This is a genomic window from Streptomyces sp. Ac-502 (assembly GCF_045222935.1).
GTDB lineage: Bacteria > Actinomycetota > Actinomycetes > Streptomycetales > Streptomycetaceae > Streptomyces > Streptomyces monomycini.
Genome location: NZ_JBHFFO010000008.1, coordinates 1 through 11939 on the forward strand (window position 1 = coordinate 1; position 11939 = coordinate 11939).

The 11939-nt window shown below is 71.1% G+C and carries 20 protein-coding genes; all 20 read left to right on the top strand.

Annotation, left to right across the window (positions count from 1 at the left end; all coding sequences use genetic code 11):
• A partial coding sequence (locus ACEXOX_RS46200) for a hypothetical protein (protein WP_406527044.1) occupies nt 1-640 on the top strand: 640 nt, incomplete at its 5' end.
• Complete coding sequence (locus ACEXOX_RS46205) at nt 637-888, top strand: hypothetical protein (RefSeq protein WP_406525635.1); 252 nt, start codon at nt 637-639, stop codon at nt 886-888. The genes ACEXOX_RS46200 and ACEXOX_RS46205, both read left to right, overlap by 4 nt.
• 3 nt (nt 889-891) lie before the next feature.
• Nucleotides 892-1635: a hypothetical protein gene (locus ACEXOX_RS46210; protein ID WP_406525636.1), complete on the top strand. Its 744-nt coding sequence runs from the start codon at nt 892-894 to the stop codon at nt 1633-1635.
• Nucleotides 1632-1805 carry a hypothetical protein gene (locus ACEXOX_RS46215; RefSeq protein ID WP_406525637.1) on the top strand — a complete coding sequence of 58 codons (174 nt, stop codon included), beginning with the start codon at nt 1632-1634 and terminating at the stop codon, nt 1803-1805. Before ACEXOX_RS46210 ends, ACEXOX_RS46215 begins: the two co-directional genes overlap by 4 nt.
• Entirely contained in the window at nt 1805-2335 is a 531-nt protein-coding gene (locus ACEXOX_RS46220; RefSeq protein WP_406527045.1) for a hypothetical protein, read from the top strand. The genes ACEXOX_RS46215 and ACEXOX_RS46220 overlap by 1 nt, the downstream gene beginning before the upstream one ends.
• Nucleotides 2332-2673 (top strand): hypothetical protein, encoded by a 342-nt coding sequence (locus ACEXOX_RS46225; protein WP_406525639.1) that lies wholly within the window; start codon nt 2332-2334, stop codon nt 2671-2673. The genes ACEXOX_RS46220 and ACEXOX_RS46225 overlap by 4 nt, the downstream gene beginning before the upstream one ends.
• Before the next feature lie 118 nt (nt 2674-2791).
• Nucleotides 2792-3130, top strand: coding sequence for a hypothetical protein (locus ACEXOX_RS46230; RefSeq protein ID WP_406525640.1), 339 nt, complete (start codon nt 2792-2794; stop codon nt 3128-3130).
• Nucleotides 3127-4017: a YqaJ viral recombinase family protein gene (locus ACEXOX_RS46235; protein WP_406525641.1), complete on the top strand. Its 891-nt coding sequence runs from the start codon at nt 3127-3129 to the stop codon at nt 4015-4017. Before ACEXOX_RS46230 ends, ACEXOX_RS46235 begins: the two co-directional genes overlap by 4 nt.
• A gap of 8 nt (nt 4018-4025) precedes the next feature.
• Nucleotides 4026-4985 carry an ATP-binding protein gene (locus tag ACEXOX_RS46240; RefSeq protein ID WP_406525642.1) on the top strand — a complete coding sequence of 320 codons (960 nt, stop codon included), beginning with the start codon at nt 4026-4028 and terminating at the stop codon, nt 4983-4985.
• A gap of 65 nt (nt 4986-5050) precedes the next feature.
• Nucleotides 5051-5383, top strand: coding sequence for a hypothetical protein (locus tag ACEXOX_RS46245; protein ID WP_406525643.1), 333 nt, complete (start codon nt 5051-5053; stop codon nt 5381-5383).
• Nucleotides 5380-5658, top strand: coding sequence for a hypothetical protein (locus ACEXOX_RS46250; RefSeq protein ID WP_406525644.1), 279 nt, complete (start codon nt 5380-5382; stop codon nt 5656-5658). Before ACEXOX_RS46245 ends, ACEXOX_RS46250 begins: the two co-directional genes overlap by 4 nt.
• Nucleotides 5655-6443 carry a hypothetical protein gene (locus tag ACEXOX_RS46255; protein WP_406525645.1) on the top strand — a complete coding sequence of 263 codons (789 nt, stop codon included), beginning with the start codon at nt 5655-5657 and terminating at the stop codon, nt 6441-6443. Before ACEXOX_RS46250 ends, ACEXOX_RS46255 begins: the two co-directional genes overlap by 4 nt.
• The gene (locus tag ACEXOX_RS46260; RefSeq protein WP_406525646.1) at nt 6440-6679 is read left to right on the top strand and encodes a WhiB family transcriptional regulator; all 240 of its coding nucleotides are present in this window, start codon (nt 6440-6442) and stop codon (nt 6677-6679) included. The genes ACEXOX_RS46255 and ACEXOX_RS46260 overlap by 4 nt, the downstream gene beginning before the upstream one ends.
• Nucleotides 6679-7710 (top strand): DNA cytosine methyltransferase, encoded by a 1032-nt coding sequence (locus ACEXOX_RS46265; protein ID WP_406527046.1) that lies wholly within the window; start codon nt 6679-6681, stop codon nt 7708-7710. Before ACEXOX_RS46260 ends, ACEXOX_RS46265 begins: the two co-directional genes overlap by 1 nt.
• 879 nt (nt 7711-8589) lie before the next feature.
• The gene (locus ACEXOX_RS46270) at nt 8590-8838 is read left to right on the top strand and encodes a hypothetical protein (protein WP_406527047.1); all 249 of its coding nucleotides are present in this window, start codon (nt 8590-8592) and stop codon (nt 8836-8838) included.
• Complete coding sequence (locus tag ACEXOX_RS46275) at nt 8835-9077, top strand: hypothetical protein (RefSeq protein ID WP_406525650.1); 243 nt, start codon at nt 8835-8837, stop codon at nt 9075-9077. Before ACEXOX_RS46270 ends, ACEXOX_RS46275 begins: the two co-directional genes overlap by 4 nt.
• Complete coding sequence (locus ACEXOX_RS46280; protein WP_406525651.1) at nt 9077-10396, top strand: AAA family ATPase; 1320 nt, start codon at nt 9077-9079, stop codon at nt 10394-10396. Before ACEXOX_RS46275 ends, ACEXOX_RS46280 begins: the two co-directional genes overlap by 1 nt.
• Nucleotides 10393-10686 carry a hypothetical protein gene (locus ACEXOX_RS46285; protein WP_406525652.1) on the top strand — a complete coding sequence of 98 codons (294 nt, stop codon included), beginning with the start codon at nt 10393-10395 and terminating at the stop codon, nt 10684-10686. Before ACEXOX_RS46280 ends, ACEXOX_RS46285 begins: the two co-directional genes overlap by 4 nt.
• On the top strand, nt 10683-11138 hold the full coding sequence (locus tag ACEXOX_RS46290) for a hypothetical protein (RefSeq protein WP_406525653.1): 456 nt from the start codon (nt 10683-10685) through the stop codon (nt 11136-11138). The genes ACEXOX_RS46285 and ACEXOX_RS46290 overlap by 4 nt, the downstream gene beginning before the upstream one ends.
• Nucleotides 11138-11830, top strand: coding sequence for a hypothetical protein (locus ACEXOX_RS46295; RefSeq protein ID WP_406525654.1), 693 nt, complete (start codon nt 11138-11140; stop codon nt 11828-11830). Before ACEXOX_RS46290 ends, ACEXOX_RS46295 begins: the two co-directional genes overlap by 1 nt.
• Nucleotides 11831-11939 lie beyond the last annotated feature (109 nt).

An 11939-nucleotide genomic window follows, 5' to 3' on the forward strand; every position in this document is an offset into this window, starting at 1 on the left:
GTTTTCCACCCCCGAGCAGGGCCGCATCGGCCCCTTCGAGTTGATCACCTGGCCGTACAACCTCGTCGTCAAGGCGGGCTGGGTCTTCCACTTCGACATCGACGCCACCCCCGACATGTTCGACCTGTTCCGGCGCACCGCCTTCAGCGGCGAGATCAACCCCGGCTACTGGTCGGAGAAGGTGCGGGCCGGAAGCGGCGAGGTCGAGGGCTACGACCCGGACCTGCTGAAGGGTGAGATCGCGTCGGCGCTCGCACAGTGGATGCGCGATGACCTCGACGACCGTATCGCGGAGCAGGCGCAGCGGTTCGGCTACGTGCTGAGGGAAGTGGCGACCACGCCGGAAATCCGCCGCGAGCTGTCCCGACAGGTCCGGCCGCGGTGGAGGAAGGCCAACCGGCGTCTGCGCGAGGCGGTCGAGGACCATTTCTTCAGCGAGATCGCCGAGTACAACATCGAGTACGAGGAAGACGCTCGTGGCGCCCTGCGCGAGTTCCAGTTCATGCAGGTGCCGCGCTACTTCACCGACTGGCGGGACTGGCAGCTGAAGGACTACACGCCCGCCTTCCTGCACTGCTGCCACGCGATCCGCCGCGGCATCGAGCTGTACGACGCGGCCCGGAAGCAGGTGGCGGCATGAGCCCGCGCCGCACCACCGCCACCATCGTCGCGCTGCTGCTGGCCGCGTCCGCGCTGACGGCGTGCACCGACCAGGACGACGACTGCGACGACCGGTCCATGGCCCCGGTGGCGGTGTCCGTGCCGCTGAAGCCCGGCCCCGGCGCCCGCAGCGGCAGCCGCGGCAAGGCGGCCAAGCCGAAGGCGAAGACGCCGCGGCACAAGACCGGCCGCACGCACACCTCCACCGACTACTGCGACGAGGGCTGAGCCATGAACGCCGAGCAGTGGAACGACAAGTACCCCGTCGGTACGCCCGTCATCGCTTACCCGTGTGTCCGCCCGGAGCATCCGCTCGCCGTGGCGGTCCGGGAGCAGCAGGAGTCCGGCGGCTACGTCGATCCGGGCGACGCCGACCTGTGCAAGCGGCTGGTGACCGTAACCCGTACCCCGGCCTGGACGCTCGGCGACGGCGAGGCCGTCGTCTCCGTCGAGGGCTACGCGGGCGGCATCTGCCTCACGCACATCGACGTGGCTGACGACCGCCTCACGCAGGACCACAAGCGCCTCGCGGCGTATTACGAAGCCCTCCTCGAAGCGTGGCAGGCGTATCAGGAGCAGCAGCCCGTCGGCCCCGACCTTGAGCACGTGCTGGCCGACGCCGCGAAGGCTGTCGCCGACAAGGAACAGCGGCAGCTGACCGAGCAGTTGGAGCAGGCCCGGCGCATCGCCTTCCGAGCAGCGTGCATTCCCGCCTGGGAGGCGGTCTACGAGCCGGGCAACGTCAGCGACTACCTGATCGGCTTCACCAACGGCGAGGCCGCGGCGAAGGGTGCGGCCATTGCCTGGCTTCAGTCCGAGAGCGACATGGACCCGGCCAACCTGGAGTGGGTCAAGGAGCCGCCCGGTAGTCGACACGACCGCTGGTACGAGCTGATCGAGAACCACGAGGACGGCATACACACAGGCGTCGGGATCATCGTGCGGCGCACGGTCGCCGGGGGTGACCTGACATGAGGTCCCCGATCGCCGCCGTCCGTTCCCGGGCCCGGCACCGCGGCAAGACCCCGGCGATGCTGCGCGCCGAGTGCGACGAGCTGGTGTGCACCGTCGTGCGGCTCACTGCCGAGAACGCGCGGCTGCGGACACCGCCCGCGGCCTGGTCCGAGAAGGAAGGGGTGGCGTGATGACCACTACCGCTGTGACCGAAACCCTGGAGCAGGAGTACCGCCGCCTGACCGACGAGGGGTTCGCGCTCAGAGCGCTCATCCGGAATAAGGGGGGCCACACCGTCGAAGAGCAGGCCCGCTATGCCGCCATCCTCGGCAGGCTACGTGAGATTCTCGCGGTTCCGCCGACCGGGTATGGGCTGCCGAAGGCGGCGGCCGACCTGCTCGCGCACGCCGAGGCGCACGGCTGGGAAACGGGGATCCAGTGGACCTCGCCCGGCTACAGCGGCGAGGTCTACGTGCGGATCGGTATCCGCCGGGACATGACCGAGGCCGAGAAGGGGGCCGCGGACTTCTACTGGTCCGGCATCTGGCTGTACGAGCTGACCTACCACTCGCGCGGCTGCCCGGTCGGCAAGGTCAAGCGGTTCGGCGCCGGCCGGGGCCTGACGCCCGACAAGGCGCCGGGCGAACACCCGCCGGCCCCGTCGCTCAAGGCGATCCGTGCGGTCATCAGCGCCCACCCGGCTCCGGTGGACGCCTCATGACCCGCCCGCCGCTCGTCGGAGCCGCCCTGTGGAACACGGTGATGAAGAACGCCGGTGACCGCTGCGAGTGCCGCGGAGTGTGCGGCAGCAGGCACGATCCCGACCGGCGCGGACGGCAGATGCGCTGCCCGCACGAGAACGGGACGCACGTCAGCAAGATCGGCGAGATCAAGCTGATCGCCGTACCGCGCGACCCGTCGGTGGATTTCGCCGCCGCCGCGTCCCTGCCGGCCCGCCGCCTGATCGCGCTGTGCCCGTCGTGCGACGCCGGAGTCCGGCGGGTCTTCAAGCGGGCGGAGAAGAAGCTCCCGCCGCAGGCCGACGTGGGCGCCGCCTGACAGCCGGGCCGCCGGATGACCCCGGCCGGCGGCCCGGCGATCCACCACCCGCCCTGCCGGCCGCCCGCACCCTTCCCGCCGCGGGCGGCCAGACACCCCACACCCGAAAGCAGGTCACATGAGCACCAGCACCCGTACCCGCCTCTTCGGCCCCGACCGGCAGCGCATCGGCTACGAGGACCAGGAGTGGGCCGTGTGGATCCTCGGCATCGACGACATCCACCCCCACGGCAGCCTCGCCGAAGCCCTCGAATCCGCCGCCGAGCACAACGCCTGCTTCGCCGACCTGCGCCTGCAGGACCCCAGCCAGTACACGCCGGTCCTGCACGCCGTTGTCCTGCACCACGGCTACGCCTGGAACCGCGCCGTCGAGCACCAGCACGGTCTCGACTGCGGGCACCCCGACTGCATTCCCTGCTCCTTCGACCGAGCGGTCCCGAAGGCGGCCGGCCAGTGACCGCGCAGGCCGCCGTACCGTCCGCCGTCCTGCTCGGCACCTTCACCCCCGGCTCGCCGGAGTGGGAGGAGGCCCGCGGCGGGCTGTGCATCACCGCTACCGAGATCGCCGCGGTGCTGAACCTCAACCCCAGCACCTGGGCCAACCGCTACGAGCTGTGGCACAAGAAGGCCGGCCTGCCGGTCGCGTCCTTCGAGCCCAACCCGTTCACCAAGTGGGGCGTGCGCCTCGAAGACGACGTCGCCGAGGAGTACGCCGAACGCCACCCCGAGCACCCGCTCCTGTCGACCGGCACTTGGCGGCACGTCGAACGCTCCTGGCAGCGCGCCACCCCCGACCGGCTCCACAGCCACCGCATCGTCGAGATCAAGACCAGTCCGTTCGACGACGGCGAATGGGGCCCGGACGGCAGCGACCAGGTGCCGCTGCACTACCGGTGCCAGATCATCTGGCAGCAGGACACCCTCGGCCTGCACGAGCGCGCTCACGTGGCCGTCCTGATCAGCGGCTGGGACTACCGGGAACTGTACGTCGACTACGACGAAGCCGACGCCCTGCTGATGCGCGACGCCGCACAGACCTTCCTGCACGACGTGCGGCACGGCGTCCGGCCCGACATCGACGACAGCGACCGCACCTACAACACCCTGCGCCGCCAGCCCGACCGCTACGACCGCGAAGACGTCGAGATCCCCGGCCCCATCGCCGACCAGTACGAGAAGGCGGGCGCCCACTACCGGGCCGCCGACACCGCCTACACGCAAGCCAAGAGCCACGTCCTGGCCGCGCTCGGCACCGGCCGAAACGCCGTCCACCTCGGCCGGCGCATCGCCTACCGCGTCGCCAACGACGACGGCACCACCCGATCCCTGCACCCTGCCCGCTAGGAGCCTTCATGGCCAGCATCTCCGACGCCGTCAACAACCGCCGCCAGCAGCCCGCCGTCGACGACTTCGGCAACGCCGACTTCTCCTTCGCCCCCGCCACCCGCGAGAAGGCCAAGGCCCGTCTCGCCCTCATGGGCGTCTCCGGCTCCGGCAAGACCTGGACCGGGCTGCGCATCGCCCACGGCCTCGACACCCGCTTCGCCGTCATCGACACCGAACGCGGCGCCGCCTCCAAGTACGCGGGCATCAACGGCATCTCCTTCGACACCCTGCAGCTCACCTCGTTCGACCCGCGCAACCTCATCAAGGCCCTCGCCGCCGCAGCAGCAGCCGGCTACGGCGCGGTCCTCGTCGACTCCCTGTCTCACTTCTGGTCCGGCACCGACGGCACCCTCGAACAGGTCGACAAGGCCGCCAAGGAGCGCTACGGCAAGAACACCTTCGGCGGCTGGAAGGAAGGCACCCCGCTGCAGAACAGCATGGTCGACGCCCTGCTGTCCTACCCCGGCCACATCGTCGCCACGATGCGCGCCCACACCGAATGGTCCCTGGAGCGCAACGGCAACGGCTCCCTGGAGCCGAAGCGGATCGGTACCCGGCCCGAGCAGCGCCGCGGCGTGGAGTACGAGTTCGACGTCGTCGCCCAGATGGACGTGAACAACACGCTGTCCGTCATCAAGTCCCGCTGCCCGGCCCTGCACGGCCAGGTCGTCGAACAGCCCGACGGCCAGCAGCTGGCGGCCACGCTGCTGGACTGGCTCAACGACGGCGCGGCGCCCGTCGACCCGTCCACCTACATCGACCGGGCGACCGCCGCTGATGCCACCTACGACGGGCTGCGCGCCCTGTACGGCGAAGTCGAGTCCCGTGGCCTGCAGGCCACGCCGATGCTCGACCCCGCCACCGGCGACGGCACCAGCCTCGGCGACTACATCCGCACCCGCGGCACCGCCCTGCGAGCCCAGTAGCCCGCGGCCGTCCCCGCCTGCGGCCATCAGGCGGGGCGCCGCTACCCCAAGGAGTAGCACACGCCATGAGCATTACACCTGAGCAGGCCCGCGACCGGGCTGACGCGACACTGCGCGCCCTGTACGCGACCGTCACCGCCTGGGACGCCGCACTCATCCGGCAGGCCGTCGAGGCCATAGGCGGCGACGGCCGCCCGTTCTCCATGAACGAGATCCGGGATCTGCTGCCGAGCCTCGCCCACGGGGCGGCCGGCCTGTACCTGCGGTCCGAGTGCTGCCGCAAGAACCCGCTGCTGGTCAAGGTCGGCGAGGTCACCTCCACCTCGACCGCCACCCACGGCAAGCGGATCTGCCAGTACATCCTCGCCGAGCACGCGCCGCGCCGGAGGGCAGCATGAGCCCGATCACCCTCGCGCTGACCGCGGCCCTGTCGGCCTACATCGTCTACAGGTTCTTCGCGCTCGCACACGACAACCGGCGCACCCTCCAGCGCCGCCTCGCCGCCGCCGAGGCCCGCCTCACGCGTCGAGGTGTGCTGCCCGAGGAGAACTTCCTCCTCCGCCTCGAGCCTCTTGAGGACGGCCCGGCCGCAGCCGACGCGCGGGCCCTCGCCGAAGCCGACCTCGCCGTCTGCCACCAGATCCTCGAGCGCACCGAGCAGGGGGAGAAATGAGCACCGCGACCAGGCCGCTGCCGCCGCACGGCGAGCGCCGCTGCTACCTCCGCGGCTGCCAGCGGCCCGAATGCGTAGCCGCCAACAAGCGCTACTGCAAAGCGGCCGACCTCCGCCGCCACCGGGAGGGGCCGCGTCGCATCGACGGCACCGCTGCCGCGAACCACCTCCGCCACCTGATCGACAAGGAGGGGTGGACGCAGATCGGCATCGCCGACACCCTCGGCATCTCCCGCGACACGGTCGGCGGACTCGCCTCCGGCAGAAACAAGACCTGCACCCGGAAAGACGCGCGCCGCATCCTCGCCTTCCAGCCGGACTTCGACACCGAACGCCCCAGCCCGCGGGTGGACATCGTCGGGTCGACCCGCCGCCTGCGAGCCCTCGCGGTGCTGGGTCACGCGCTCTACGACGTGTCGGCCGAGGCCGGCGTCAGCTATGCCGTGATCCGCCGCATCCTCCGGGGCGAAGGCCGCTACACCAGCAAGGACTTCGGCGCCCGCATCCGGCGCGTGTACGAGCGGCGGCGCCACACGGAAGGCCCGTCCTACGTCACCCGCGGGCACGCCCGCGCCAGGGGCTGGTACGGGCCCGACGCCTGGCGCGACATCGACGACCCGCAGTGCACACCGCACGAGAACCGGCGCCAGCTGGCCGCCCTGCGACGCGCCGATGTCGAGCACCTCGCCGGCTTCGGCATCCCCGAGCACGAGATCGCGGCCCGGCTCGGCATGGCCCCCGCCTACGTCCACGACCTCATCCGCGACATGAGGAGCGCGGCATGAGGGCCGACGGCTGGCGCGACGAGGCGATCTGCGCCCAGACGGCACCCGACGTCTTCACGCCCGCCAGCTACGCCGACGCCGATGTCAACGCCGCCAAGCAGGTCTGCGCGAGCTGCCCCGTGCGCCGGCCCTGCCTCGACGCCGCCCTCGCCGAAGAGGACGACCAGCACTTCCGGGAGCGCGCCGGCGCCACACCCCGCCAGCGGTGGGGCATGCAGCGGCGGGAGGCGGCGTGATGACGAACCTCAGCCTCTGCTCCGGCGCCGGCACGCTCGACCTGGCCGTCGAGCAGATCACCGGCAGCAAGACCCTCGTCTACGCCGAGACCGACCCGTTCGCCGCCCAGGTCATGGCCGCCCGCTTTCCGTGGGCTGCCAACCTCGGCGACATCACCACTGCCGACTGGGCAGGCGTCGCCGCTCAGTGGCAGATCGAAACCCTGGCGGCCGGATTCCCGTGCCGCAACATCTCCCACGCAGGACAAAGGGACGGCATCAATGGTCAGTGGTCACGGATCTGGAAGAACGTCGCTCAGGCTGTTCGCGTCATTCGACCGCCTCTCGTCTTCCTGGAAAACGTGGAGGCGCTCCGCTCGAAGGGCCGGGGGCTGGACGTCGTCCTCGCAGACTTGGCCGCGATCGGGTATGACGCGCGATGGACGTGCCTACGAGCTGAAGAGGTCGGTGCCCCGCACCAGCGCTGGCGCTGGTTCGGACTCGCCTATCCAGCTGATGCCTACCCCGTCGGCACGGGATGGCATGGGGGGACCTGGGACCTCGCCGAAGCGCAAGGGCGGCATGAACCTGCGGACGGCGGTCTCACAACTGCCGCTGCCGGAGGAGCTGGACTAGCGCTTCTGCCCACGCCGGCCGCCCGAGACTGGAAGTCGGGCGCGTCCAACCTGATGGGGCTGCGCGGGGAAGGCCGCCCGCTCAACGAATTCGTTGTCAACATGCTCAAGGGCACCCTGCCCGACCAGCAGTGGATATCGACGGCGGGCGTCGACTACGGGCCCGCGATCCGCCGCTGGGAGGCGATCCTTGGCCGCCCCGCGCCAGCCCCCGTCGAACGGGGGCCCCGCGGCGGGCGTGCCCTGTCCGCCAAGTTCACCGAGTGGATGCAGGGCAACGACGACGGCTGGATCACCGACGTCGACATCCCCCGCAACGAGCAAATCAAGATCGCGGGAAACCAGGCCGTCACCCGCCAGGCCGTCGAGGGCTACCGCCGGCTGCTGTGCGCCGACCTCGAAGCGATGGCCGCGTGAGAGCCCCCGGCCGGCCCCGCGCCCCGCCCCGCCGGCCCGCACCGAGGCCGCCGCCCCCAAACCACCCGCACCGCCAGGAAGAAGAACGCCGATGGGGTACGAACTCCGCCGCCAGCTGCGCGAAGCGCTCGGGCCGGGCATCACCGGGCTGCAGCGCGCCGTCGCACTGGAGATCGCCGACGACGCAGATGAAGGCACCCGGCGCAGCGCGGTGCCGCTGGAGGATCTGGCCCGGTGGACCGGGGCGAAGGATCCGGACGTCATCCGTAATGCCCTCAAGCGGCTCGCTGTAGCGGGCTGGGAGTTCCGGGAGGCGATCGGTAAGGGCCGCGACGGGCGGGTGCTGTATGCGGTTCCGGGGCGTCGGATGACGTTCGTCGTGCCGCCGCTTCCCTACCCCGAAGGGGGAGCGGGGGCTACCCCTTCGACGCCTAAGGGGGAGCAGGGGCTCCTTCAAGGGGGAGCAGGGGCTCACTCAGAAGGTGCCACGGCTCCCCCTTGGAGCGATAAGGGGGAGCAGGGGCTACCCCTAGGGGGAGCGGGGGCTACCCCTTTCGAAGACCACGCTTCTGTCCGTGATTCCGCAGGTCAAGAAGCGCTTTCGGGTGATCCCGACCCCGCACAAGGGGGAGCCACGGCTCCCCCTTCGACTCCCCAAGGGGGAGCCGTGGCTCCCCCTCTTCAACTACATACCTACCTACAGCTAGCAAGCAGGCAGGCACGCGCGCGCCAACCGACCGGAGCGCCCGCATCCCCGACTTCGCCAAGCCGCTCATCGACCAGATCGCTTCCGCCGACGTACACGTCCGCTGGGGCGGCCTCCGGCAGCACGAGTGGTTCCAGATCGACGCCCTCATCAAGAAGTGCGGCATCCCCGCCATGACCGCCGTCGCCGTGCGCGCAGCCCGCCGCACCGACGTCGACTCCGCCCGCTACTTCCTGCCCGGCTGGAGCGAGCTGCCGCCCCTGCCGCCGCCCGGTACTGAGCGCCCCCCGCTGCGTGCCGTGCCGACCCAGTCCACCACCGACGCCCGCGTCGCCCAGGGCCTCGCCCTGGCCGCCAAGTACCGCGAGCAGGAAAGGCGAGCCGCCCTCGAAGGCGGGCCCGCACCCCAGGAGACCGCATGACCCTCGCCGAAACAGCCGAGCTGCTGGCCATCGCCGCCGGGATCGACCAGCGGACCATCGGGGACGCCGACGTCCACGCCTGGCAGATGGTCCTGCACGACATCCCCTTCGCCAACGCCGCCACCGCCCTGCAGGCCCACTACCGCAGCACCAACCGCCGCATCATGCCGTCCGACATCGTCCAGCGCGTCAAGCCCGACACCGGCTACGAGACCTATGCCGAGAAGGGCATCTTCTGATGACCGACGATGAGCACGAGGCCCAGAGCTTCGAGCGCGTACCGCCCCACGACGTCACCGCCGAGATGGGCGCCCTGGGCGCCTGCTGCTTCGACACCGGCGCGGTCCGCGTCCTCCTCGACAACCTCGACCCGGCCGCCTACTACAAGCCCGCCCACGCGCTCATCCACCAGGCCATTGCCCGGATGCACGCCGACGGGCAGCGCATCGACCCAATCACCCTGTCCAAGCACCTGGAAGACAACGGCGACCTCGCCCGGGCCGGCGGCCGGCCGTACATCTTCCAGCTCACCGACTACCGCAACGTCGTCACCGCCCACGCGGCCGAGTACGCCGAAATCGTTCAGGACCGCTCCCTGCGCCGGGCCCTGATCGCCCTCGGCGCACAGCTCGTCGAGATGGGCTTCAACCCCGACGGGGCCACCGCCGACCACGTCGAGCGCGCCGTCACCATGACCCGCGAACTGCGCGACCGCGGCACGGCCGCCGAAGACCTGCCCGTCGAGGACATCCTCGACTTCGTCCAGCACGAGGACACCTACGACTGGATCGTCCCCGGCCTCCTCGAACGCCGCGACCGGCTGATCCTCACCGCCTCCGAGGGCGGCGGCAAGTCGACCCTGCTGCGGCAGATCTCCGTCACCCTCGCCGCCGGCATCCACCCCTTCCGCGTCTGGGAACCGATCGCCCCGGTACGGGTGCTGACCCTCGACTGCGAGAACAGCGCCCCCGTCTCCCGCCGCAAGTTCCGTCCGCTGTTGGCTGCGGCCGAGCGCATCGAGCAGCCGGTACGCCGCGGCCGGTTCCACATCGAGTGCAAGCCCGAGGGCCTCGACCTGACCCGTCCCCAGGACCGGGCGTGGATGATGCGCCGCGTCGAGAAGCTCAAGCCCGACGTGCTGATCGTCGGCCCGGTGTACCGGCTGCACGCCGGCGACCCCAACAGCGAGGAACTCGCCCGCAAGGTCTCCGTCGTCATCGACGAAGCCCGCGCCACTACCGGATGCGCCGTCCTCCTCGAAGCCCACGCCCCCCATCACAACGGCTTCGGCCAGCACCGCAACCTGCGGCCCCTCGGCTCGTCGCTGTGGATGCGCTGGCCTGAGTTCGGCTTCGGCCTGCGCCCCGTCGAGGACGAGAAGTCCGCCGCCAACACCGAAGGAGCCCGCGGCCGGCGCGTCGTGCCCTGGCGCGGCATGCGCGACGAACGCGACTGGCCCGCCTTCATCAAGCAGGGCGACAAGTGGCCCTGGGTCTCTTACAAGCCCGTCGACGCAGACCAGTTCACCGGCTACTCACAGACAGGAGCGATCTGGTGACCGACCCCAACCCGCTGTACGGCGACGCCTGCGAGGACTGCGGCACCTACGACGTACTGCCCGAGTCAGCGCTGCGCGACGGCGCCCACGGCATTACCGCCGGCTATCGCTGTCCCAACTGCCGCCACACCTGGACGTGCGGCTGGCAGATCGTGCCCGGCCGCGCCATACCGCCCGAGCCGACCGCCGACTCGCCGCTGTTCGACCGCGACGTCACCGCGCAGGTCCACGAGCAGAGCGCCATCAACCGAGCCCGTAAGCACCTCAGCCGAGAGGACGGAACCGCATGAACACCACCGAGATCGCCAGCTGCCACGGCTACACCGGGCCGATGGCCTGCCAGGACTGCGGCACGTCGAAGAACCTCCACTTCGCAACCTGGTTCGACCCGGCCGCGGGCGAGAGCGGCGACTTCCTCGAGTGCTGCGCCTGCAGCATCAAGGCCGGCGCCCCGGCCGAGGTGCACGACGACTGCGAGCCCGACGCCGAGGAGGACGAGCCGGAAGGCGCAGCCGGGCCGGAGGTACGTGTCTTCCGCCGCGACACCGGCTGGGTGATGCAGCCGCCCGGCCCTGAGCCGTGCACTACGAACTTCCACCGCGCCCAGGACGGCCGTCCCGCCTGCACTGACACCGCCGTATGGAAGGTCGTCAAGGACCGCGGCATGCACCTGACCATCGGCTTCTACTGCGACACCGACCTGCCCGACGAGCACAGGACCGAGCACGGAGAGGCCGCCTGATGGCCGCCCGCCCGACCGCCTCGCAGATCAACGACGACCAGCTCGACGCGCTGTACGCCCGCCTTGCCCGCGCCGAGGCGGCCCCTGATGGCCCGCAGGAGACCCCGAGCGCCCGCGAGACGGCCTGGGAGGGCTCGGGTGGCGCCGGGCTGGCACGTGCAGCCGAGAGGCCGTCAGAGAGCCGCCCAGCGCGTTCCGTTGGTGAGCGGACCGCTGCGGCGGGACCGCGAAGGCCCTTCGGCGGCCCCGAGAGCGCCCCGCAGCCGCCGGACGCCCCCGAATGCCCCGAGCCCCGCGAACGGGCCGCAGGCGCCCGCACAGGGCTTCAGGCCCTCCTCGCTCGGCTGATCACCGACGCTGCGCACCACACGCGGTGCGCCGAGTACGGCCGCGAGTTCGGCCGGCCTGCGGACTCGATCGGCGTTCACGACGGGTTCGCCGCAGGGTTCAGCTCGGCCGCGTGCTACGTCGCAGAGCTGATCGCCACCGGGGCGCTGCAGTGGCGCGGCGGCCACCACGTCCCGGCCGACGACGAAGCCGCCGCCGCACGCATCGCCGGTCAGCTCGCCGCTACGGGGCCCGAGCGGGCCCGGCAGATCCTCCGCGCCATCCGCGGGGAGGCCGGCAAGGCGTGCTGCGGCAGCCGCACCGGCCACTACCCCGGCTGCCCCGCCAACGACACCGCCGCCTGACCCGCCCGCACGACCGCAAGGAGACCGCCGTGATCCACGACCTCGACGCTGTCAACCCCGTTTGCGCGATCTGCATGTACGGCTTGCGCGACGGCGAGCGGGACCGTCT